This is a genomic window from Celeribacter halophilus (assembly GCF_018860305.1).
Classification (GTDB): domain Bacteria; phylum Pseudomonadota; class Alphaproteobacteria; order Rhodobacterales; family Rhodobacteraceae; genus Celeribacter; species Celeribacter halophilus_A.
Genome location: NZ_JAHKPE010000030.1, coordinates 53,961 through 76,807 on the forward strand (window position 1 = coordinate 53,961; position 22,847 = coordinate 76,807).

Consider the following 22,847-nt stretch of genomic DNA (forward strand, 5'->3'; position numbering starts at 1 on the left):
TCCGCAGATCGCGAAGGTGGCGCTCCAGCGGGAAATCCCGCGTGAAGCCGTATCCGCCACAGGCTTGCGCCCTTCGAGCGGTTTCATCTCGTTAGCTCCGGAGCGAGGGTTTCAAGGGCGGTCAGGATTTCGGCGAGATAGGGACGCAGGCGTGCGGCCTTCTCTGCGTTGATCTCCCAAGGCGGAGCCTCGGCAGTCAGGTGGGTGGACTGCGCCAGTTCCATCTGGATGGCATGGACGCCTGTTTCGGGCTGGCCATAGTGGCGCGTGGTCCAACCGCCTTTGAACCGCCCGTTAACGACATGGGTAAACCCCTGAGCTCGGGCGCAGATCTCTGCAGTGACAGCTTCGATTTGCGGCGCGCAACTGGTGCAATTTGCCGTGCCGATATTGAGATCCGGCAGCTTCCCGTCGAAGAGATAGGGGATATGCGAGCGGATCGAGTGGCAGTCATAGAGGATCGCCACACCGTGCCGTGCGCGTACCCGTTCGATCTCGGCCCGTAGGGCGGCATGATAGGGGGTGTGAAACTGCACAAGACGCGCTTCGACTTCAGTCGGATCAGGTTCCTCGGTCCAGATCGGTACGCCGTCGAAATCGGTCAGAGGCACAAGGCCCGTCGTGTTCTGGCCGGGATAGAGGCTTTCATTTTCCGGTCCGCGATTGGCGTCGATCACATAGCGGTGGAAGGTGGCGCGCACGGTGGTGGCATTCGGGAGCAGCCCGTCATACAGGTGATGGATGTTCCAGTCCGTATCCGCCAAGGCACGTCCGCGTGGATTCAGTTTGGCCTGAACAGCATCAGGGACATAGGTGCCGGTATGCGGAAGGCCCAGAATGACAGGGCTGTCGCCTTGAGTAACTTCAACGGGATCAGGGATAGTGCGGCTCATGAGGCCACCTCCAACCCCGCAGCCGCGACAAGCGTTTGGTCTTCGACGAGGCTTTGTGCATTTTCAAGATCGGGCGCGAGGTAGCGGTCGGCTCCTATCGCGTCCACATGAGCACGCAGCGCGTCGATCACCCGTGTCAGCGGCGCGGAGGTAGCCAAAGGAGCGCGGAACTTGATGCCTTGGGCGCTGCATATCGCTTCGACCCCGAGGATCATCGAGAGGTTCCTCGTCATCAGCCCCAGCCGCCGTGCGCCATGAGCGGCCATGCTGACATGGTCTTCCTGATTGGCGCTGGTGGGGGTGCTATCCACCGAGCAGGGGTTGGCGAGATGTTTGTTCTCGCTCATCAGGGCGGCGGTCGTGACCTCTGCAATCATCAGGCCGCTGTTCAACCCCGGCTCCGGCGTCAGAAAGGGCGGCAGGCCGAAGCTCAGGGCCGGATCGACCATAAGCGCGATACGGCGCTGGGCGATGGCGCCGATCTCGGCCACGGCCAGTGCGATCTGGTCAGCGGCAAAAGCCACAGGCTCCGCGTGGAAATTGCCGCCGGAGACGATGCTGCCATCCGAGAGGACGAGAGGGTTGTCGGTCACTGCATTGGCTTCGGTGATCAGGGTCTGACCTGCGAAACGCAGCAGATCGAGCGCGGCCCCTGTGACTTGGGGCTGGCAACGAATGCAATAGGGGTCTTGCACGCGGGCATCACCTTCGCGGTGGCTTTCACGGATTTCGCTGCCTTCGAGCAAGTCCCGCATCGCGGCTGCAACGTCGATCTGGCCGCGATGGCCGCGCAGAGTGTGGATTTCGGCGCGTGTCGGTGCGGTCGATCCCATGATCGCATCGGTTGACATTGCTCCTGTGACAATGGCTGTGCGCAGACAGGTCATGGCGCGGAACAGACCGACCAAGGCCAGAGCGGTGGAGAATTGCGTGCCGTTGATGAGCGCGAGCCCCTCTTTCGCGCCCAGCACCACGGGGTCCAGTCCGGCACGCGCAAGCGCCTCTGCACCCAAGAGACGTTGGCCTTCAAACATGGCCTCGCCCGCACCGATCATCACCGCCGCCATATGGGCCAGCGGCGCAAGGTCGCCCGAGGCGCCAACGCTGCCCTGTTCCGGCACAACAGGTGTCACGCGACGGGCCAGCATGCCTTCGATCAGCGCGACAATCTCGGGACGCACGCCTGAGGCCCCGCGTCCTAGGCTGAGCAATTTGAGCGTCATCATCAACCGCGTGGTCTGTTCCGCCAAGGGCGTGCCCACACCGCAGCAATGCGACAGGATCAGATTGCGTTGCAGCGTGGCCGTGTCATCGGGGGCAATGCGGACAGAGGCGAGTTTGCCAAAGCCGGTGTTGACCCCGTAAATCGCGGCATCCCCTGACGCGGCGGAGGCAATCCGTTCGGCCGATGTTGCAATGGCCGCCGCTGTGCGCGGATCAAGCTGTGCCGCGGCGTCTGTGCGCCAGAGGGTTTCGAGTTGGTCGAGTGTTGTCTCGCCTGGAATGAGGGTCAGCATTTGCGGCCTCCGAAATAACGGCTGTGAAGAGGGTTGAAGCCGATGCGGTAGGTCAGCTCGGCGTAGTCAGTGACATCCCAGACGGCGAAATCGGCCCGCAGCCCCGGCGCAAGGCGCCCGCAATCATCCAGCCCAAGGGCCTTTGCTGCGTTGCAGGTCACGGCTTCCAGACATTCGGTCGGCGTCATACGGAACAGGGTCGCCCCCATGTTCATCGTCAACAGCAGCGATGTCAGCGGCGAGGTTCCCGGATTGCAATCCGTGGCCAGCGCCATCGTACATCCCGCCGCGCGAAAGGCTGCAACCGGCGGCATTTGTGTTTCGCGCAATGTATAGAACGCACCGGGGAGCAGGACTGCGACGCTGCCGGCTTTGGCCAGCGCCTCGGCATCCGCCTGTGTAGTATATTCGATGTGATCGGCCGAAAGCCCGCCTCGTTCAGCGACAAGCTGTGCGCCGCCTTGGTGGCTGAGTTGCTCGGCATGGAGTTTGACCGGCAGGCCCAGTTCCTGCGCAACATCAAAGACCCGCGCCATCTGGGCAGCAGAAAAGGCAATGGATTCACAAAACCCGTCGACAGCATCAACCAGTCCTTCGGCATGGGCTGCGCGCAATCCGGCGATCACCACCTCGTCAATATAGGCCTCTGTGCGATCCTTATATTCGGGGGGCAGCGCATGGGCCGCGAGCCATGTTGTTTTGATGCGCACATCGCGCAGCGTTTCAAGACGGCGTGCCGCGCGCAGCATTTTGATCTCGTCCTCAATCGTCAGCCCGTAGCCTGATTTGACTTCGACCACCGCCGCACCTTCGGACAGGAGCGTGTCGAGACGGGGCAGCGCCGTGGCCACCAAATCCTCCTCGCTGGCCTCGCGTGTTGCATTCACAGTCGAGAGGATGCCGCCGCCGCTGCGGGCGATGTCTTCGTAGCTGACACCTTCGAGACGTTGTTCGAATTCCCGTGCGCGGCTGCCGCCATAGATAGTGTGGGTGTGACAATCGACCAGCGCGGGTGTCACCAGCCGCCCACCCAGATCCTCGCCCTCGGCATCCCCTTCACCAAGTGCGGCGATTCGTCCATTCTCGATGCGTATCCAGCCGCGAAAGGCACGGTTCTCGCGATCTCCGGTGCAAGGGACAAGGGTTGCGTTGGTGAGGGTGATTTGGGTCATAATCTCGATTCTCTCTTGATTTGAAATTAATATGTCTGCACATAATAATCCTGTCAACACGGAGAGACGATCATGCAGACGATCTGGGCCCGCAGGGCGCTAGTGATGAATTCTTGGGCAGAGGCGGTGAAAGTCGATATTCACGGGGACGGCCGGATCGGGGCCGTGGTCGTGGGAGCAGACTGTCCGCCTGAAGTAACGCGGGTCGAGACCTTACTGCCTGCGCCGGCTAATTTGCATAGCCACGCGTTCCAGCGGGCGATGGCCGGTCTGACCGAACGGCGCGGCGATGATCCGCAAGACAGTTTCTGGACGTGGCGCCAGTTGATGTATCGCTTTCTCGACCGGCTGACCCCTGATGACATTCAGGCCATTGCGGCTTTCGTGCAGATGGAGATGTTGGAGGCGGGCTATGCCACGAATGTGGAGTTCCACTATCTGCATCACGGACCGGATGGTCGTCCCTATGACGATCTGGCGGAGATGGCGGGCCGGATCGCGGCGGCAGCGGCGCAAACGGGGATCGGGCTGACCCTTTTGCCAGTGCTTTATAGCTACGGCGGTTTGGACCGCCGCGCGCTTGTGACGGGGCAGGACCGGTTCGGCAATGATCCCGACCGCTTTGCCCGCCTTGTCGAGGCGGCGCGGGGCCATGTCGCAAAGCTCGAGGCCGATAGCGGGCTGGGCATCGCACCGCATAGTCTGCGTGCCGTTGATGCGGAGGGGCTTCAGGCCGCGATCTCGCTTGCGGGGGATGCACCGGTCCATATCCACCTTGCCGAACAGGTTGCGGAAGTGGAGGAGGTGCTGGCCGCCACCGGACGTCGTCCTGTCGAATGGTTGCTGGAAAACGCGCCGGTCGATAAACGCTGGTGCCTGATCCATGCCACCCAGATGCTGCCCGCCGAGACCGAGGCGCTTGCTGCGACGGGGGCGGTAGCGGGGCTGTGCCCGATCACCGAGTCCAGTCTGGGGGACGGGATTTTCGACGGAGCGCGCTGGCGTACGGCAGGCGGGGCGTTTGGTGTCGGTTCGGACAGCAATATCCGCATTTCTTTGACAGAAGAATTGCGCACGCTCGAATATTCGCAACGTCTGCGCGACCGCAGGCGCGCCGTTCTGGCCGATGCGGATCGCTCGACCGGACGGGTGTTGTTTCAAGGTGCGGTCGAAGGTGGAGCGCAGGCGGCAGGGCGCGAAACTGGTGCCATCGCGACAGGGCTTTGGGCCGACCTTCTGGCGCTGGATGATCTGGGGCCGGATGGCTGCGCCAAGGCCGGAGATGGCCTGTTGGACACATGGATTTTCGCGCGTGACGACAGATCGGTGCGTGATGTCTGGTCAGCGGGGCGTCATATGGTACAAAATGGGCGTCATATTGAACGTGACGCGATTGTGCCGGCCTATGCGCAGGTCATGGAGCGACTTGGACATGAGGTGTGAGCTTGGGCAAAGAGGGCAAGGCCGACAGTTCGGTCAGCTGGCAATCTATTCGTGATACGATGATGGCCCGTATCCGCGCGCAGGACTATGCGCCCGGAGAGTTGATCCCCAACGAGGTGGATCTGGCTGCGGAATTCGGCTGTGCGCGGGCGACGGTCAATCGTGCCTTGCGCGACCTTGCGACCTCGGGGTTTCTGGATCGCCGCCGCAAGGCCGGGACACGTGTGCGCGAGGCTCCGCGACGCAAGGCCACGCTCGCTATCCCCTTAATACGCGACGACGTTATCGCGAGCGGTGCGCGTTATGAATACCGCCTGTTGGAGCGCAAACTGGACACGCCGCCACCGCTGGTGCGTGAACATCTCAAACTCTCCGGCTCGGAGCGCCTGCTGCGGGTGCAGAGCCTCCACCTCGCCGATGACGTACCGCATATGTTCGAAGACCGCTGGATTGTTCTGGACACGGTGCCCGACATCGAAGACGTGGACCTGACAGAGACCAGCGCCAACGAATGGTTGGTGCGGCAGGCCCATTATACGCATGGCACAATGGAATTTTTCGCGGAAACCGCAGGGGCGCGGGGCCAGCATCTTGTCTGTGCACCCGATGATCCGGTGATGACGATGATCCGTGTGACATGGCTGGAGGCCGCACCGATCACGCTGGTTCAGCAATCCTATTCGCCCTCACACCGTATGCGTCTCGACCTGTAAAGGGTGAGGGTGAGCGGGAGCGGGCTTGGTCCAGCTTTGGGTCTCCGCACAGAGTGACGTTTTGCTGAACTGGATATGCTGCATAAGACGCAGATCGACAGAACAAAATACCTTTTATCATTCCGCAAAATACCCTTACCTGTGTGTGAGAGACAAGAGAGCGCAGGAGGCGCGGAGCATGGGACGGATGGTGGACCAAGAACGGATGGATCAACGGAGCGACAATCATGTCTCTCGCTGACGTTTACCGCGCCGAAATCCTTGCGGCTCGGCTGGAGGGGGCGTTGCGGGCCGATGCGGAGCTTGCAATGCTTTGGCGCGCCGAGGCAGCTGTGCAGGAGGCCTGCGCTTCGGCATGGCTTGAGGATTTGCCCGTCCGGCCCGAGACGCTTCTGGTGCGGGATTTCCGTGCCGAGGTTGGCGATCCTGATCAGGACCGTGCGGCACTCTCTGCGGCGGGGATTTTGCGCGGGCTGCATTCGCCGGGGGATCTTCTGCATATGACCGAAGAGGTGATGAGCCGCATCTGGGCGCTCTCCATGCGCGAGGTGACCGGCGACGCGCCCTTCACATCCGCGGACTGCGCCCGCATCCAGACCACCCTGCGCGATGCGGAAAGCCCCATTCTCGGGGCCATCGCAGTCGCGCAACTGGTCAGCGAATTCACGGAAGGGCAGGCGCCCTCTGTCGAACGGCTGGCTTTCGTCGCCGCTGATCACAGCTTGCGCGGGTCGGGGCGGTTCATGCTGGGAGAGGTCGAGGCCCCAAGGCATCTGATCGCAGCGCCGCGTGGCAACTGGGTGGTGCAGCCTTCTGTCGCGCTGGTGGACAACGGGTTCCGGCTCTGGTCGGTGATGCGTCCGGAACGGGTGGCTGATCTGGTGGCGGGGCTGACACACAGTCTTGAACGCGCCGTCGGCTCGCTTGCCCTGCATCGCAGGTTTCTGGACCGTGCGCGCAAGCTTGAAGCCAGTGCCCACGGCAGTTCCAAAACACCCGAATTGATGCGGCTTTTGATGGTGCAGCCGATTGTCTCCAGCGGCGAAGTGGCCGCACGTCTCGACATCAGCCCGCGCGGGGCGCTCAAGCTCATCGACCGCGCCGTGGAGGACGGGGTTCTGGTCAAGGTCGTGGGCCGGAACACCTACCGCGCATGGGCCACCGTGCCTTTCGCGCGAGTGTTGGGGCGGCGGTGAGAGGGCCGCGCCAGTCCCTATGCCTTCACCGCCGCCGGGTTTCGCTCAAGACGCGCTGCGTGCTCAGACGCATTCTTCGATCAAGCGGTCGATAAAGGCCTCGCAGCGGGCGAGTTGATCCACGGCGATGAACTCGTTCGGCCGGTGCGCTTGAGCGATGGAGCCGGGGCCACAGATGATCGTGGGAATGCCGAGAATGGTTTGAAACAGCCCGCCTTCTGTGCCGAAGGCGACTTTCTTGACCTCGTTTGAGCCTGCAAACCGCATCGCGGATTTCGCCACGGGGTCGTCTTGGGCCGTGTCAACGCCGGGGAAGGCCGCCAGAGGGGTAAAGACAATATCCGCGCTGGTATCAACCGCGCGCATTTCGGGCAGAAGGACATCGCTGGCATAGGCTTTCAACTCATCGGCCAAGGCATCGGGATCATCGGCGGCAATGGTGCGGAATTCCAGATCCATCTCGAAGACCTCCGGCACGATATTGAGCGCGGTGCCCCCGTGGCCGGTGCCGACATGGGCGGTGGAATGAGGGATATCATACATGGTGTCGGACGCCCCCGTCCCCAGACGGCGGCCGATTTCCTGCATCTTGACGATCAGCCTTGCGCCATATTCCACGGCATTGACGAATTCCGGCGCGCGCGAGGAATGACCGGGGGTGCCTTTGACGGTAACGTGAAAGCTGCGTTTGGATTTGTGCCCGATCACCACGGCCATCGAGGTAGGTTCTCCGACCACACAGGCCAGCGGTTTGACGGGGCGGCTGGCAAGTTCTTCCAGTAGCCCGCGTACACCGATGCAGCCCAGCTCCTCATCATAGGAAAAGGCGAAATGAATGGGCACGCGCAAATCCATCTTGGAGATTTTCGGTGCCATTCCCATGCAACAGGCGAGAAAGCCTTTCATGTCACATGTGCCGCGCCCGTAAAGATAATCGCCATCTGCGTGCAACTTGTGCGGGTCTGTGGCCCAGTCCTGCCCGTCAACAGGCACCGTATCCGTGTGTCCCGAAAGCACCCAGCCGGGCGTGTCGGTCGGACCGAATGTGGCCCAGAGGCTGGCTTTTGTGCCCGTGGCGTCGAACACGCGCTCGCAGCGCGCACCAAGGGCAGTCAGCTCGGCCTCGGCCCAGTCAATCAGCGCGAGGTTGGAATTGCGGCTGGTGGTGTCGAACCCGATCAGATGATCCAGCGCGGTGAGCGTGTCTGGTCCGGGGCGCAGGGGGGCGGTCATTCGAAATATCCTTTTTGTGAGGCAACAGTTTCGCGCACCAGTTTCATGAAGGCCAACACGGCCGCGCTCGGGCGGCTGGAGGCTGGTGTCATGAACCAGGTCCGCATGGCAACACGCGGCCGGAAGGGGCGCGCACAGAGCGCCGGATCGAGTCGCAAAATTGTCGGGAAAGGGTTGATCAGCGCCACGCCCGCGCCTTGCAGCACAAGCTGCGTGGCAAGCACGACGGTGCCGACCTCGAAAATCGCATCGGGATGGGCATTGGCGGCGGCCAGCACACCGTCTTGGGCGGCGCGGACCGTGTGGCGGCGGGTCTGGGCAACAAAGGGCTGCCTGTCCAGATCGCGCGGGGTGATGACATCGCGCTCCGCCAGAGGATTGTCGCGGCGCATCACACAGACCAGATCGGAGGTGCGAAAGGCCTCGGCCCAAACACCGGGGTGGTTCGGCTCGCTGTCAACCAGAGCCAGATCGAAGCGCCCTTCGGCCACTTGGGTGACGAGGCTGTCGCTGGAGCCGATGTCAGCCACGATTTTCTGGCGCGGGAAGCGTCGGTTGAACTCGGCCATGACCTGCGGGAGGAACCCGTGCCCGATGGTCGGAGGTGTGGCCAGATACATGGGCCGCTCGGAAGGGGGCAGGTCGGTCGATTGCGTTTCGATACGCGAGATCGCGGCGAATATGACATCCAGCTCCGAGTCGATCTTTCGGGCCTCGTCCGTAGGTAGCAGTCGCCCGCCTTCTCGCAGAAAAAGTTTGCGGCCAAGAGTGGCTTCCATCTGGGACAGGGTCCGGCTGATTGCGGGTTGCGACAGGCCCAAGGCTTCCGCCGCAGCGGTGGCTGTGTTGTGATCCATCAGAGCGCGCAGCACTTCCAACTCGCGCAATGTGAGGTCGCTTTTCATATCTCCACCTCCCGTATCCGGCCGAAACTCTATGCGTTTTCATTATGAGTTTGTGTGTTGACAATTCACAATACGAATAGACAATGTTTGTTACAAGTAGGATTTACGCAAAAACGCGGTGGTCTTTTCCCTCCTCCAGACGAGAGGCCGGATCCTATGCGTTGGTCGGCATGTCCGCCGATCATTGACCGGAGCGCAGGCGCGGGCTGTGGTCAAATGAAGTATGAAATAACGGGGCCAGAGGACCATTGCGCCGGTCTATAGTTGGCTCTCAAGCACTACAGGGAACTAAAAATGACACTTAATCGCCGTTTCTTTCTTGCCGGCACCGCAGCGCTGGTGACTTTCGCCGGTGCTGCCGCTCAGGCTCAGGATGCTCTTGAAAACGTCATGAGCTCGGGCGTCATCCGCATCGCCGTTCCGACAGATTACCCGCCCTATGGATTCGTTGGTCTGAACCTTGAGTCGCAGGGTCTCGACATCGATATGGCTTCTCTCATTGCTGAAAAATTGGGCGTAGAGCTTAAAATGGTGCCAGTGACCAGCGCCAACCGGATTCCCTACCTGCAAACCGGTCAGGTCGATTTGGTGATTTCCACCCTGGGGAAAAACGCCGAGCGGATGGAAGTCATCGACTTCACCCACGCCTATGCACCGTTCTTCCAAGCCGTCTACGGCCCGAAATCTATGGCGATTGAAACCTTTGACGATCTCGACGGCAAAACCATCGCCGTGGCGAAAGGCGCTATGGAAGAGCCGGAACTGGCGAAGCTCGGGCCGGATGGCATGATCTTCAAACGCTACGAAGATCAGGCCTCTGCGACAGCCGCGTTTGTGGCGGGTCAGACCGATGTGATTGCAACCTCGACCTCGAATGCGGCCCTGATGGCCAAGAAGAACCCGCATCTTGATGCCGAGTTGAAAAAGATCATCAAGGAAAGCCCCTGTTTCGTTGGCATCGCCAAAGAACAGGATGCGCTGCGTGGCAAGGTCAACGAGATCATTCTGGCGGCCAAAGCCGACGGCACGATTGATGCGATGAGCCAGAAGTGGTTGGGCAAGGCCGCTGGCGACCTGCCGTTGACCGAATAAGACTCCGTTAAGGTCGTAAAGATGACAGTAGAACTCAATTTTCTGGCCGTCTTTCAGGACTGGCCCATGTTGGTTACGGGCGTCATCTGGACACTTGGGCTAACGGCGATTGCGATCGTCGTTGGCCTGACGGTCGCAGTTGCCTGTGCATGGGTGCGCACTGAAGGCCCCAAATGGTTGGCAATTCCGGTTGCCGCCTATGTCGAACTGATGCGCAATACACCCTTCATTGTGCAGCTGTTCTTTATCTTCTTCGGATTGCCGGCTCTGGGGGTGCGCTTTTCGCCGCCTGTGGCTTCGGGCATCGCTCTGGTGTTGAACCTCGGCGCCTACGGGACCGAGATCATTCGCGCAGGGCTTCTGGCCACGCCGAAAGGACAGATCGAAGCGGCGCTGTCGCTGGCGCTCTCCAAATTCCAGATTTTCACCCGCGTCGTGCTGCCGCCTGCGTTGAAAAAGGTCTGGCCCGCGCTGGTGAGCCAGATCGTGATTGTTATGCTGGGCTCTGCGGTCTGCGGTCAGATCGCGACCGAAGAACTGAGCTATGCGGCCAATGTGATCTCGGCCAACACGTTCAGAACCTTCGAAGCCTATATCATTGCCACGGCAATCTATCTTGTCCTGGCCCTCATGGTCCGTAGCCTGCTCAATTGGGCCGGACCGCGTTTCATCTTCGGAAGGTGAGATCATGGTCGATTTTACACTATGGGATATCCTGCGAAACCTCATCATCGCGGCGCAATGGACGGTTCTTCTGTCGCTGATCGCCTTTGTCGGTGGCGGGCTGGTCGGGCTGTTCTGGCTTTTGCTGCGGCTGTGGCGCCCCGGCGCGTTCAAGCTTCCCTTCGCCATCTATGTGCAACTGTTTCAGGGCACGCCGCTTCTGATGCAGCTTTTCCTGAGCTATTTCGGTCTGCGCCTGTTCGGGGTGGAGGTCTCGGTCTGGGTCTCTGTGTCTCTGGCACTGACGCTCTATACCTCGGCCTTCCTTGCGGAAATCTGGCGTGGCTGCGTGGCCTCGATTCCGAAAGGCCAGTGGGAAGCCTCCGCCAGTCTTGCGCTGAGTTTTGGTGAACAGATGCGCTATATCATTGCGCCCCAGGCCCTGCGCATTGCGATCCCGCCGACTGTCGGGTTTCTCGTGCAGGTCATCAAAGGCACGGCGTTGGCCTCTGTCGTGGGGTTTGTCGAACTGACCCGCGCCGGAAACATGATCGCCAATGTCACCTATGAACCCTTTACCGTCTTCGCCTGTGTCGGATTGATGTATTTTATCATGTGCTATCCGATCAGTGCCTATGCCCGCTATCTTGAAAGGAAAACGCATGCCGTTAGCCGCTGAATCCCATGCCGTTCCCACAATCGTAGACATTGCCGGGCTGCGGAAGTCCTACGGCTCCACGGAAGTCCTCAAGGGCATCGACCTGCGCGTGGCGCGTGGCGAGGTGATCTCGATCATCGGGCGAAGCGGCTCGGGGAAATCCACATTGCTGCGCTGTATCAACGGGCTGGAAATGTTTCAGGAAGGGGGGCTGTCCGTCGACGGCAAATCCCTTTTGTATGACAATGCCACGGCGATGCGCGAACTGCGTCAAAGCGTGGGGATGATTTTCCAGAGCTTCAACCTCTTTCCGCATCTGACCGTGGGGCGCAACATCATGCTCGCACCAACGCTGGTCAAAAAACGCGACAAGGCCGCCGCCGAAGAGATAGCGACAAAGTTGTTAGAACGTGTGGGGCTGGAGGACAAATTCGACGCCATGCCCGACCAGCTTTCCGGCGGGCAGCAACAGCGTGTCGCGATTGCGCGCGCCTTGGCGATGGAGCCGAAGGTGCTGCTCTGTGACGAGGTGACCTCGGCGCTGGACCCAGAACTTGTGGGCGAAGTGCTGCGCGTGGTCGAAGGGCTTGCCAATGAGGGGATGACGCTTCTCATGGTGACCCACGAGATGAACTTTGCCCGCAAAGTGAGTGATCGCGTTGTGTTCATGCATCAGGGTCTGGTGCATGAAACGGGGCATCCGTCTGAGGTGTTTGAGAATCCGAAAACCACGGAGCTTCAGCAATTTCTCTCGTCGTTGAAAGACTGACGCAAACGGCCTGCCCCCTTTGTGCCCTTCCTGTCTTTGGCCCCATCTCTGTGGCGCGGGACGGGGAGGGCTTTTTATACCGCTATGCCATGCTCGGCTGTCGCTGCGCTCAGTATCCATTCGCCCACCTTCCGGACCTTTGCACTCGTTTTCCTGTCGTCGCGCAGAAAGAGGTAGTAGCCACGGTTCGTCGTTAGCTGCACATCGCTCAGCCGGACCAGCGCGCCGGTGTCAAAATAGGTGTCCAGCAACCCTTCCCATGCCAGACCGACGCCATGCCCCGCCAGCATCGAATTGACCAACAGGGAATAGGAATTGAACTCCACCTTGCGGCGGGGGCGTTGTTCCAGTGCGCCGAGGTTCTTGAAAAAGACATCCCAACTATACCACCGGTCCCCCGCATCGACTGAGAGAAAGACAAGATCCTGCGTAAAGCGGCGCAGGTCCACGCCAGCTCGGAGGGCCTACGCTTTGCCGGAAGCCGTTTTGACAACATTGTCTACAGGTTTTCTGAAAATTCCACATAAATAACTGCGAATACAATGGGGTGAGGGAAATTCTCGGTCACGTGTCGGAAGGTTTCGCGGGCAGGCTGATCGACGTGATGTTCATGTCTGGGGCGGGTTTCCTGTGGCCGAAGTTCATGACATCGTGATGAGCGCCGGAATGACTTGTCGCGCGTGCTGCGCATCTTTAAGGAGCACAGCGTCAAACCGCCAGAAGTGCAGCGGCTCTCAAAGCGACCAAGCTCATGCCGCATGTCTCACAGAGCAATTTTCGGTGTCTGCAACCAAGGATGTGCGCGCATGGAATATCTTCTAAACTTTCGCAAAGCCCTGCAACCTGTCGTCATGTTGTGGCTGGCTTGCGTCATGGTGCTGGGTCTTGTCACCCCCGCCGCCAGTCACCAGATGGACCCTGCGGTCATCTCCGCGCTGGTGCAAAGCGATCATGTCGAGATCACGATCCGCGATGCTCTGGAACCCATCATCGCCATCTCGCAGGTCGATCCCAAATCCAACGCGGATGCCGAGCGCGTCAACAGCCTGTATCGGGACTTGCGGACCAGTGATCCGGCCGCTCTGGAAGAGGTCTTGCGCCAGAATTGGGACGTGATTTCCGCCAATTTTCACGTTTATGCCGGAGACACCCGACTCGAGTTGAGTTTGGACAGTGTCACGGTGCCCGAGATTGGCGATCCCTTGCAACTCAGGTTCAGCACTCTGACCATGACCGCCGCCTTGCCCGCAGATGACACGCCCGTGCGCTTTTCATGGCGCGCTGACTTCGGCCCCTTCAGTATTCACCAAGCGGGCGGAGATGGCGACGGTTACACCGAGCTATTGCAAGGCGGGCAGGAAAGCCAGTTCATGCAGCGCACCGCCCCTGTCAAGCAATCCGCAACGGCTCTGTTTGTGCGTTTCGTCGTCTCCGGTTTCGAACATATCGTTCCCAAAGGCACCGATCATATCCTGTTCGTTTTGGGGCTGTTCCTGTTCTCCTTGCGGATCAAGCCCATTCTGGCACAGGTAACGGCCTTTACGCTGGCCCATAGCATCACGCTGGCCTTGGCGAGCCTGAACATCGTCTCCCTTCCTGCCAGCATCGTCGAACCGCTCATTGCGGTCTCGATTGTCTATGTGGCGCTGGAGAACATCCTCTTTGCAAATCGCGGAGCCATATCGCTTGCGCGGGTTGCGGTCGTGTTCGGCTTCGGCTTGCTGCACGGTCTGGGATTTGCCTCTGTCCTGAGCGATGTCGGCCTGCCCGCAGGGCAATTCCTGATCGGTTTGGTGGGCTTCAACGTCGGCGTCGAACTGGGGCAGCTGTCCGTGATCTGCGCCGCCTTGCTGCTGGTGGGCCTGCCCTTCGGGCAAAAGCCCTGGTATCGGTCCTACATCGTTATCCCTGCCTCTGCCGTCATCGCCGTGATCGGACTGTGGTGGGCAATCGAGCGCGTGTTCTTCTGACGCGCAGCTTGTCGGCCTCTGCGCTGCCATGAGGTTGCGAAGAGGCCGAGCCGGACGGTCTCAGTCGTTGCGCGGCGGCGGTCCTGCCGGTCTGCCGCCACCGAGTGAGGCGTTACAGCTTGCGTCGGGATCGTCCAGACTGCATCCGGTTTGCGCGGTCAGGCAAGGCAGGATCTCGTTCGTGCCCGCAGCCTCAACGTGATAATGATAGCCCAGTCCCTCGGTCTCATGCCCGCGGCAGGCATCCAGGTCGGCAGGTTCCGTGCCGTCGAGGTCGTGTTGGTCATAGAGGTCGTAGCCGTCCAGAGCGACACCAAGGCGTGCGGCATGACCGCTCAAGGCGGCGTCGGCGCGGGCACCGCAGTCTTCTTGTATCCCGTGGTAGTGATAGCCTTCGCTCGGGTTGATGTGCCCGCCACAATCATCAAATGGCCCCAGCGTATGCCCGCCAAGGATAAGCTCAAGAGGCGCGGGGCCTTCGACCTTCACGCCATTCAACGCCACCCCGATACCTACGTGAACATCCCCCTTCTGTCCGTCGGTCGGGACAGGTGAAAGCGGAATGAAATAGGTCCGTGTCACTGTCTTGCCGATGAAGCCGAGGCTGCAATCAACGCAGATATTGTCCGGCTGCCCCGTCTCGTTGGTGGGATCTCCCGCGACGATACAGCCGATTTCATTGTTGCGGACATAGATGTCGCCGGTTTCCGGATCAAACATATGCCACGCATCGTCCTGATAGATCTCGGCCAGATTTGCGATGAAGTCACCATCCACATCACGAACCTCACCATCCACAAACCATGTGCCACCATCTTCGGCCGTGTCATTGATGTTGAGAGGGCAATTGGGGCCTGTAATGTGATCGGAAGGCGCGGCGACCACGGTGATCTTCATACAATGCGCTTCGGCCCCTTGGGACAGGATGCAAGGTGCAACACTCGGCTCACCGACGATAGTTGCGCTCTGGTAGAGCGCCGACAATTCGGCAAAACGGTCCAGTTCGGCCTGTGTCTGGGCAACAGCAGGGGCCGCAGAAGCGGTCGCAGCGGCGATGAGGGGAATCCAGATGCGCATGGGGAAGCTTTCATTGCGGGAAAACAGAGGCTTCCTCAATACCCGTTTCCTCCATGCACGATCAAGGCGAACTGTCGGCCTCCCGCGCGATTGGCGGCAGGCGGCTCATGCACATTGCCGATGGACCGAGAGGATGGGCGTATATGTTCCGTTTTTAAACCTTTGCGCATGGGCTTTCATCACGATGACCTGATCCGTCACCCTTGGCGCTGATCCGGCCTTGGTTCTGTGAACCTCGCTTGCTATGCGTGCTTGATACAACGGAACAAATCCCGTTGGCTTGGGCCACAAAAGGAATATGACCCTCATGAAACACGCCGGAAAATTCGCCCTCCTGATTGCTCTGGTTGGCGCTATTGCCGTGGGGGTGATGCTCTTCGGGGCGCGCTTCGGGTTTTGGGAGCCGATTGTGGGGTTTGGCCTCTACCGAACCTATCTCAACCCTTTGGGGGCCGTCCTGACCGGAGTAGGGCTTCTCGCACTTGTCCTTCATCTTATACGCAAAGAAAGCGGCAGCGCTGTAGCAGGTGGCCTTGCCGCGCTCATCGGGCTGGCTTGTCTGATGCCTTTGATTGCCGGAACACTCAATCCGCCCCTCAGAGCGCCGCCTATCCATGATATTTCGACGGACACGGTCAATCCGCCTGTGTTTGAAGTGTTGGATGAGACCCGTGCAGGGGCAAGAAACACGCTTGAATACGGCGGAGCGGACCTGGCCGCTGCGCAAGAGGCAGGCTATCCCGACATCGCACCTCTGAACACGGATCTGTCCCCGAAAGAGGCCTTTGAGCGCGCATTGAGTGTCGGCAGAGACATGGGATGGGACATTGTCGCGTCGGATGCGGAGCGTCTTCGTTTCGAAGCGACGGCCCATACGCCGGTCTTCCATTTTGCCGATGATATTGTGGTCGTGGTCACGGCAGATGGCGATGGCAGCCGTGTCGATATGCGCAGCGTTTCGAGAGTCGGACGCGGTGATCAAGGGGTGAACGCCGCAAGGATTCGCACATTCCAAGACCGTTACGCGGAATAAACACGGCAATAGAAACGCCAGTCGGCAAAGCCCTGGCGCAAATCTGCGTTTCGACCTTGCCGACGGATGTGTTCGGGTGGGGGAACCGATTGCCGGTTTCCGCCCATCGAAAGAGGCTTCAGGTGCCCGCGATCGGTTGCCAGTTTCCGTTCTCGTCTGGTGCGAATTGCGGGATATGCGCGACGGAGACGAGATGGTTCACATCCTCGCCCAGTGTTTTGCGCCATTCCTGTGCTTCGGTCAAAATGACGCCCGCACCGACCACCTCGCCACCCGCCTGACGGACCAGTTCGAGAGCGGCTTTGAGGCTGGAGCCGGAGGCCACAACATCATCGACCACCACCACGCGCTTGCCCTTGATGAGCGGGATCGCGGCCCGATCAAGCAGGAGGCGCTGTTCACCCTTGGATGTGATCGAGGTCAGTTTGTATTCCAGTGCATCGGACAGGTGGAGCTTGGGGGATTTCTGCAAGACCACATATTTGTCCAGCCCGAGCGCCCGTGTGACCTCAATAGCCACAGGAATGCCGAGGGTTGCTGGCCCCACGATGATGTCGGGCTGAAGCGGCGCGATCTGTTTCGCAAGGCAGCGTCCGATATGCTCGCCAAACTTCACGCCAAGGTCGATCACCATCATCAGGGAAATGGCAAAGTCGGGGTTGATCGGCACAATCGGGAGATCAAGAGAATAGCCTTGAACATCCACGGTCCATGTCTGGGGGGCGGTTTTGTCGGTCATCGGGTCTTATCCTTCCAGGACATATGCGGTTCGACCATCAACCCCACCTCGCGCCATGTTGTGCGTTTGCGGGACAGATCAAAGCCGTAAAGGGTCAGTGAAAATGAGATGGCATGGGCGGTGCGGATGGCTTGCACCAGAAGCGGCACCCCGCGCGCAAGTGCAAAACGGAGCTTTTTCACAAGGCCCACATTGTCGATCTCCATGCCGCGGGCGCGCTGGGCGTCGGCAATGCGCTCGAACTCGTCGCGGAGCATCGGGATAATTCCGAAGGTCAGGGACAGAACAAGCGTGACAATGGCGGGCAGGCGCGCGGCAGAGCAGGCGGCCAAAATCGCACCGGGGCTGGAGGTTTCCATCACGAAGTAGAACAGCGCCGTCGTGGCCACCAGCCGTGCGGCCATCTTGGCGGCAATCGCCAGCGCGTCGAGCGGCGCGGTGCCTTGCAGCAGGAGGTTCACCATCCAGCTTGCAATCACCATCACCGTGAGCAATCCGGCCCCTTTGAGATAGCTGCGCAGTTTGGGCACTTTGATCACCCAGAGACCAAACAGACACAAAAGCGCAAAGGGCACACCATATTGCCAGTTCGGCGCGAACCACGCGACGGTCATCAAGGCAAAAGCGAAGGCCAGTTTCACGAAGAAATTCAGGTCATGCAAGCGGGTCATTCGGCGCGTTCCTTCTGAGCGGCGTAGGGAGCGGGCCAGTCGAGCGCCGCAAAGGCCGGACTGTTCCAGCCGTCCTCGCATGTGCCGTCGAACGGAATGTGCCCGTCCCCGACAATCACAAGGCGGGTCGACACATCGTCCACCAGTTCCAGATCATGGGACACCAACATCACCGCGCGTCCGGCCTGCGTCATCCGCTCAAGGAATTTTTCGAGAAGCGCGCGGCCTTCGAGATCACGTGCCAGCAGGGGTTCGTCAATGATGGCAATCACCGCACCACTGGCATCGGCACAGGCAAGCCCGAGCTGGCCTTGCTGGCGGGCGGAGAGTGCGAAGGGGTTCGTCTCGCCCAGACCGGCCAAGCCGTAGCGTGCCAGAAGGGTCTCTTCCTCCTCTTGGCTATCACTCATGGAGAGCGCGAAGCGCACCTCTTCCGCGACCGTCATATGGAACAGGATTTGTCGCATGCTTTGCGGCACATAGGCGATAGACCGCGCCCGCCGTGCCGTGGTCCATCCGTCCGCCCGCGTGCCAGCCAGCGTGATTTCACCCGAGGCGACAGGGGACAGGCCCAGAACAGAGCGCATCAGCGTGGTCTTGCCCGCGCCATTGCGACCGATAACGCCCAAGACTTCGCCTTCGCGCAGGGTCAGTTCAAGCTGGTCCAGAACCGGCTGGCCGGAGGCGCGTGTGAGCTTTGTGCGCAGTTTCGAAATGCCCAGCAATTCGGCGCCAACACTTTGTGCGGCGCGGGTGCGGGCCGGACGGCGCGGTGCCAGAAGTCCGGCGTCTTGCCACAACGCGGTCTCCTCCAGTGCAGGGCGCAGAGGCCGGATCGGGGACAGTGTGCCTTTCGAGAGAATGGCCAAACGCTCTGTGGCGGAGGCCAGATGGGTCGGATCCTGTTCCGCAATGATTACGGAGGACACGGTCTCTGCGGCCTGTGACAAAGCGTGACACAGGCGCTGCCGTGCCGCCGGATCAAGACCGGTTGTCGGCTCGTCAAGAACCAGAACCTTCGGATGAGGGGCGAGAGCCGCCGCCAGAACCACCATGCGTCGCTCACCGCCCGACAGGGTCAGGACGCGGCGTCCGGCCAGTTCGGTCAGTTCCAGCTGTTCCATCAAGCCCCGCACACGGTCGCGGACCTCGGCCCGCGCCACGCCGCGGTTTTCGAGCGGGAAGGCAATGATGTCTTCGACCGAAAGGTCCCAAAGCTGGTCTTCGACGGTCTGGGCCACAAAACCGATATGGGAGAACAGCGCGTCATTGCCCATGTCGGACAGCGCACGGCCTTCGAGATAGACCCGACCGGAATAACTTTGGTTCGGAATGATTTTCGGGATGATGCCAGCCAGCGCCATCATCAACGTGGTTTTGCCCGCCCCCGTCGCGCCACAGATCAACAGGCGTTGCGCGGGGTCGAGGTCAAAGGTGACATCAGACAGAAGGGGTTCGGACGCGCCGAACCCCAATGTCAGTTTTTGTGTAGAGAAAAATGACATGTAATCAGAAGCGCTTGAAGCCGGCCGGATGTGCGGCAGTCAGGATTTTCTGCGCGGAAGCCACCAACAGAGGTGTCCCGATCAACATCGGCACAATGTCCGACAGGCCGAGATAGCCAACAGCCCACCAGAAGGGGAAGATGTTGAGGAATGCAAGGCTTGCGGAGACGGCAACAACCATCACCAGACCGACACCCAGACATACGGCCGCAATGCGGATCAGGGTCTTTTTGTCGAATGTGGTTGTGGCAGGATTGAACAACAGCCCCGGAACCAGACCTGTCAGACCCACGGCCAGACCATCGACGATCAGCGAATGGGCCGGAATGAACGTGCCCGCCAGAAGCGACCAGATGATGGTGCCGAGATAGCCGCAAATAAACCCGCTCTTCCACCCCAGAAGGATGCCGATCAAAGGCGGCAGGAAGGCAAAGATGCGCCATTGAATGATCCCCGGAACAAGCTGGATCGGGTTGGCATAGGTCCACAACACGCCTGTTGCGGCGGCGGCGACGATGGAGAGAACGAGGGGAAAGAGGCTGGAGCCATTCTCCTCGGGGAGAGCGGTGTTGGTCATGATGTTGGTCCTGTCGGTTAAGGGGAGGCGTTGTGCCTTTGGGGTGGTGTCGTATGCGATCCGGCCTCCTCCCAACCGTCTTCGCGCTAGTGTCGTGTCTATTCCGCCATGAGTGGTTGCGTCGGGGCGAGGCTCGGATCCGCGCTGCTCAGATCAATGCGCGCTTCACCGTCAACGATGCGGAATTGCGGGATATGGCCCAGCCGGTGCACCAGAGCGGCGTCCTGCGCCAAGGCTTCGCGCCAGCGGTTGCCCTCTGTCAGGATGGAGCCGACGGCGAGAATTTTTGCGCCCGCCCGCCGCACCAGCCGCATCGCCGCCGACATGCTCGCACCAGTGGCAATCACGTCATCCACAACCACCACGCGGCGTCCTTGCAGCAGCGAAATCTGCCTGCGATCCAGCAGCAATCTCTGGGGCTTGTCCGTGGTGATGGACCGGACAGGCTCTTCCAGAGCATCGGCAAGGTGGAATTTCGGAGACTTCTGCAAGATGACATACTGGTCCAGTCCGAGATGACGGGAAACATCCATCGCCACCGGAATACCCAACGTCGCGCTGCCGATCACAACCTCGGGCTTGAGCGGGGCGAATTTCTCGGCCAGCGCCTTGCCGACACGGTCGCCAAAGGCCAAGCCCATCTCGATGTCCATCAGAAGCGCAATCGCCCGTTGATCGTCGAGCTGTAGCATGGGCAGGCGCGTCGGCTCGCCTGCAATATTCACCTCATAGTATTCCGGAGCGATCAACCGCAAGAGACACACCTTTCGAGTCGTAAATACAGGTCATAACCTCTGACATTCACGGAAGCGTTACAAACGCGAAGAATCCAACACAGCGTTGAGTTTTAGTTTACACTCTGCGATGATGGCGCCTTGTGGTGCTCACGGATAGAGGCGTCTTTATGGAGCGCGTGTTTTTCTCTCGGTTTTTCAAGTATATGGATGAAATCGCCCGCCTCGGGTCCATCCGTCAGGCGGCGGATAAACTCCATGTCTCGGCCTCTGCAATCGACAAGCAACTGCTCAAAGCGGAGGAGGATTTGGGTCTTCAGCTCTTCGAGCGTCATCCTAGAGGCGTGCGGCTGACCTCCGCCGGAGAATTGCTCATGTACCGGATGCGGGAATGGCAAAAGGACATGCGTGCGGTCGGGGCCGAGATCGAAGAATTGAAGGGGCTGCGCCGTGGCGAGGTTCGTATCGCGGTGCCACAGGAGACGGTTGTGAGCTTTCTGCCGCAGGCCTTGAGCGCCTTTCTGCGCGACAATCCCAAAATCAACATCACCGTCCAGACCGTGGATTCTGAACAGGTGCGCCAGATGGTGATCGACGGGGAGGTGGATTTCGGCCTGACCTTCAGTCCGCGCCCCTTGCCCGGAGTTCTGATCCTGCGCGAATTGGCTTTCAAGATTTTCGCGCTGACGCCAGCGGATGGCACGACACGCAAAAGCATCTCTCTGGAACGCTTCTTCGCCCGCCCGATCCTGATGCCGGACGGGACCAGCCATTTGCGCGATATTCTCGACATCGCGGCGGCGCGGGCAGGAGTCGATTTCAAACTGGGGCTGACCTCGAACAACCTCGAACTTTTGCGCCAGCTTGTGCGTGAAGGCAGTGGTCACAGCGTCATTCTGGCCTGTCCTGCGACATTTTCCGGTCCGGGCGAAGGGCTGACCGCCTTGCCGCTGCGCGGGGCAGGGGTCTCCGATCTCGACCTGTCCCTGATCGCCGCGCGAGACCGGTCTGCGGGGCTCGCCGCCGTTGTGGCCATGCGCCATTTCGAAGGGTTCATCGACACCATCTCCGGCACGACCTGACAGAGAGCACAGCAAGAAGGGGCCGCCTTTCAGGGAACGCCTGACAACAGTCTTGCGCGGCATGGCCTCTTTCAATATATGCACATTTGCGCTAATGGGCGAATAATTGAGTCGAAACTGGATATGGTCGCAAAAATGCAAGACAGCCCTTGGACACTAGCCTTCAATGAATTCCTCCATGTCGGTGGCGCGCTTGTCGTCATCATCGCCATTGTCTCCGTGGTGACAGGCATCATTCGGGAATACATTCCGCAGGAAAAACTTCAGAAGAAACTGGCCAAACATGAAAACCGCGGCCCACTGATGGGGGCGCTTCTGGGCACGCTGACGCCGTTTTGCAGCGCGTCTATGGTGCCCGTGGTGATGGGCATGGCGGAGATGGGGGCCTCGATGGGCACGATCTTCGGCTTTCTGATCTCCGCGCCTCTGTGCAACTTCGTGGTGGTCGGGCTTATTCTGGCGACCTTCGGCCTCAATGTGACGCTTATCTATATCGCGATCACGTTGGGCGGGGCGGTTCTCGCGGGCTATCTCATCGGATTGACGCCGCTGAAGCACGCGGTCCGGCGCGACATGACCGCCCCTGCGACCGGCTGTAGTGCCGCGCCCGCCCCGTCCTGCGGTGCTGCAGCCCCAGCGCCCACATGCGGCGGCACACCAGCAATGGCCACGGCAAGCTGCTCTGCGGCACCGGCTTCTGCCTCTGCCTCTGCCTCCGCCTGCGACGATACGGGCGTTCCCATCGTCTTTTCGGCGGACACGGCAAATTCCACCCATGCCACGCTCCCCCATGCGCAGCGCATCCGTGCCTCCATGCCCTTTGCCTGGGCGCTGTTCAAACGGATCATCCCCTATGTGCTGATCGGTGCCGTGATCAGCGCCATATCGGCTGCCTTCCTCCCCGCCGAAATCGTCGAGAAATATGTTGGCAGCGACAGTTGGTATGCAATCCCGATTGCGGCGGGGATCGGTGTGCCGCTGTATCTGCGCATCGAAATGGCACTGCCCCTGCTTCAGGTGTTGATCGCCAAAGGCATGGGGATGGGCGCGGCCATGGCGCTTCTGATCGGCGGCACGGGGGCCAGCCTGCCCGAAATCGCGATCATCTCGTCAGTGCTCAAGCCCAAGGCCGTGGTCGCCTTTGTCGTCACCGTGCTGACACTGGCCATGATCGGCGGCGGGCTCTTTGTTGTCATCGCGTGATC

23 protein-coding genes are annotated in these 22,847 nt (G+C 60.3%); 11 read left to right on the forward strand and 12 right to left on the reverse strand.

Annotated elements, in window-relative coordinates:
- Positions 1 to 83 precede the first annotated feature (83 nt).
- Genes hutG through hutI form a run of 3 tightly spaced genes read right to left on the reverse strand, consistent with a single transcriptional unit; the run spans position 84 to position 3,582 of the window.
- Entirely contained in the window at positions 84 to 893 is an 810-nt protein-coding gene (hutG, locus tag KO492_RS11390) for an N-formylglutamate deformylase (RefSeq protein ID WP_216045070.1), read from the reverse strand.
- Positions 890 to 2,410, reverse strand: a complete 1,521-nt coding sequence (gene hutH, locus KO492_RS11395) for a histidine ammonia-lyase (protein ID WP_216045071.1) — start codon at positions 2,408 to 2,410, stop codon at positions 890 to 892. The genes hutG and hutH overlap by 4 nt, the downstream gene beginning before the upstream one ends.
- On the reverse strand, positions 2,404 to 3,582 hold the full coding sequence (hutI, locus tag KO492_RS11400) for an imidazolonepropionase (protein ID WP_216045072.1): 1,179 nt from the start codon (positions 3,580 to 3,582) through the stop codon (positions 2,404 to 2,406). The genes hutH and hutI overlap by 7 nt, the downstream gene beginning before the upstream one ends.
- 72 nt (positions 3,583 to 3,654) lie before the next feature.
- Here hutI and KO492_RS11405 point away from each other — a divergent pair, with 72 nt between their 5' ends.
- The 3 genes from KO492_RS11405 (at position 3,655) to KO492_RS11415 (ending at position 6,934) form a co-directional block, all read left to right on the forward strand.
- Positions 3,655 to 5,025: a formimidoylglutamate deiminase gene (locus KO492_RS11405; RefSeq protein ID WP_216045073.1), complete on the forward strand. Its 1,371-nt coding sequence runs from the start codon at positions 3,655 to 3,657 to the stop codon at positions 5,023 to 5,025.
- A complete protein-coding gene (locus tag KO492_RS11410; protein ID WP_216045074.1) occupies positions 5,022 to 5,738 on the forward strand; it encodes a GntR family transcriptional regulator in 717 nt (238 codons plus the stop codon). Before KO492_RS11405 ends, KO492_RS11410 begins: the two co-directional genes overlap by 4 nt.
- A gap of 227 nt (positions 5,739 to 5,965) precedes the next feature.
- On the forward strand, positions 5,966 to 6,934 hold the full coding sequence (locus tag KO492_RS11415) for a helix-turn-helix domain-containing protein (RefSeq protein WP_216045075.1): 969 nt from the start codon (positions 5,966 to 5,968) through the stop codon (positions 6,932 to 6,934).
- A 63-nt stretch (positions 6,935 to 6,997) separates the two neighbouring features.
- Here the strand turns inward: KO492_RS11415 and argE are convergent, their stop codons facing one another.
- Entirely contained in the window at positions 6,998 to 8,167 is a 1,170-nt protein-coding gene (argE, locus tag KO492_RS11420; RefSeq protein WP_216045076.1) for an acetylornithine deacetylase, read from the reverse strand.
- Positions 8,164 to 9,072 (reverse strand): LysR family transcriptional regulator, encoded by a 909-nt coding sequence (locus KO492_RS11425; RefSeq protein WP_216045077.1) that lies wholly within the window; start codon positions 9,070 to 9,072, stop codon positions 8,164 to 8,166. Before KO492_RS11425 ends, argE begins: the two co-directional genes overlap by 4 nt.
- Positions 9,073 to 9,366: 294 nt before the next feature.
- Between KO492_RS11425 and KO492_RS11430 the strand changes: the two genes are divergently transcribed.
- The 4 genes from KO492_RS11430 to KO492_RS11445 are packed head-to-tail and all read left to right on the forward strand — an operon-like array spanning position 9,367 to position 12,254.
- Complete coding sequence (locus KO492_RS11430) at positions 9,367 to 10,164, forward strand: transporter substrate-binding domain-containing protein (RefSeq protein WP_066601390.1); 798 nt, start codon at positions 9,367 to 9,369, stop codon at positions 10,162 to 10,164.
- A gap of 21 nt (positions 10,165 to 10,185) precedes the next feature.
- Entirely contained in the window at positions 10,186 to 10,848 is a 663-nt protein-coding gene (locus KO492_RS11435; protein WP_066601392.1) for an amino acid ABC transporter permease, read from the forward strand.
- Between the two features lie 4 nt (positions 10,849 to 10,852).
- Positions 10,853 to 11,506, forward strand: coding sequence for an amino acid ABC transporter permease (locus KO492_RS11440; RefSeq protein ID WP_066601395.1), 654 nt, complete (start codon positions 10,853 to 10,855; stop codon positions 11,504 to 11,506).
- Positions 11,490 to 12,254, forward strand: a complete 765-nt coding sequence (locus KO492_RS11445) for an amino acid ABC transporter ATP-binding protein (RefSeq protein WP_252735498.1) — start codon at positions 11,490 to 11,492, stop codon at positions 12,252 to 12,254. The genes KO492_RS11440 and KO492_RS11445 overlap by 17 nt, the downstream gene beginning before the upstream one ends.
- A 74-nt stretch (positions 12,255 to 12,328) precedes the next feature.
- On the opposite strand, the gene KO492_RS11450 is transcribed toward KO492_RS11445, so the two are convergent.
- Positions 12,329 to 12,703, reverse strand: a complete 375-nt coding sequence (locus KO492_RS11450; protein ID WP_216045078.1) for a LysR substrate-binding domain-containing protein — start codon at positions 12,701 to 12,703, stop codon at positions 12,329 to 12,331.
- A gap of 357 nt (positions 12,704 to 13,060) precedes the next feature.
- Between KO492_RS11450 and KO492_RS11455 the strand changes: the two genes are divergently transcribed.
- On the forward strand, positions 13,061 to 14,224 hold the full coding sequence (locus KO492_RS11455) for a HupE/UreJ family protein (RefSeq protein WP_252735499.1): 1,164 nt from the start codon (positions 13,061 to 13,063) through the stop codon (positions 14,222 to 14,224).
- Positions 14,225 to 14,284: 60 nt separating this feature from the next.
- On the opposite strand, the gene KO492_RS11460 is transcribed toward KO492_RS11455, so the two are convergent.
- The gene (locus KO492_RS11460) at positions 14,285 to 15,301 is read right to left on the reverse strand and encodes a YHYH protein (RefSeq protein WP_216045079.1); all 1,017 of its coding nucleotides are present in this window, start codon (positions 15,299 to 15,301) and stop codon (positions 14,285 to 14,287) included.
- A 307-nt stretch (positions 15,302 to 15,608) separates the two neighbouring features.
- Between KO492_RS11460 and KO492_RS11465 the strand changes: the two genes are divergently transcribed.
- Positions 15,609 to 16,334: a DUF1499 domain-containing protein gene (locus KO492_RS11465; RefSeq protein ID WP_216045080.1), complete on the forward strand. Its 726-nt coding sequence runs from the start codon at positions 15,609 to 15,611 to the stop codon at positions 16,332 to 16,334.
- A gap of 118 nt (positions 16,335 to 16,452) precedes the next feature.
- Here the strand turns inward: KO492_RS11465 and KO492_RS11470 are convergent, their stop codons facing one another.
- The 5 genes from KO492_RS11470 to KO492_RS11490 form a co-directional block, all read right to left on the reverse strand.
- Entirely contained in the window at positions 16,453 to 17,073 is a 621-nt protein-coding gene (locus tag KO492_RS11470) for a phosphoribosyltransferase family protein (RefSeq protein ID WP_216045081.1), read from the reverse strand.
- Positions 17,070 to 17,744 carry an energy-coupling factor transporter transmembrane component T family protein gene (locus KO492_RS11475; RefSeq protein ID WP_216045082.1) on the reverse strand — a complete coding sequence of 225 codons (675 nt, stop codon included), beginning with the start codon at positions 17,742 to 17,744 and terminating at the stop codon, positions 17,070 to 17,072. Before KO492_RS11475 ends, KO492_RS11470 begins: the two co-directional genes overlap by 4 nt.
- Positions 17,741 to 19,249 carry an ABC transporter ATP-binding protein gene (locus KO492_RS11480; protein WP_216045083.1) on the reverse strand — a complete coding sequence of 503 codons (1,509 nt, stop codon included), beginning with the start codon at positions 19,247 to 19,249 and terminating at the stop codon, positions 17,741 to 17,743. Before KO492_RS11480 ends, KO492_RS11475 begins: the two co-directional genes overlap by 4 nt.
- Before the next feature lie 4 nt (positions 19,250 to 19,253).
- Positions 19,254 to 19,826 carry an aminotriazole resistance protein gene (locus KO492_RS11485; protein ID WP_066601417.1) on the reverse strand — a complete coding sequence of 191 codons (573 nt, stop codon included), beginning with the start codon at positions 19,824 to 19,826 and terminating at the stop codon, positions 19,254 to 19,256.
- 98 nt (positions 19,827 to 19,924) lie between these two features.
- Entirely contained in the window at positions 19,925 to 20,581 is a 657-nt protein-coding gene (locus KO492_RS11490) for a phosphoribosyltransferase family protein (RefSeq protein WP_216045084.1), read from the reverse strand.
- Between the two features lie 125 nt (positions 20,582 to 20,706).
- Between KO492_RS11490 and KO492_RS11495 the strand changes: the two genes are divergently transcribed.
- Positions 20,707 to 21,642 carry a LysR family transcriptional regulator gene (locus KO492_RS11495; RefSeq protein ID WP_303578337.1) on the forward strand — a complete coding sequence of 312 codons (936 nt, stop codon included), beginning with the start codon at positions 20,707 to 20,709 and terminating at the stop codon, positions 21,640 to 21,642.
- A 135-nt stretch (positions 21,643 to 21,777) separates the two neighbouring features.
- The gene (locus tag KO492_RS11500) at positions 21,778 to 22,845 is read left to right on the forward strand and encodes a permease (RefSeq protein WP_216045085.1); all 1,068 of its coding nucleotides are present in this window, start codon (positions 21,778 to 21,780) and stop codon (positions 22,843 to 22,845) included.
- Positions 22,846 to 22,847: the final 2 nt, after the last annotated feature.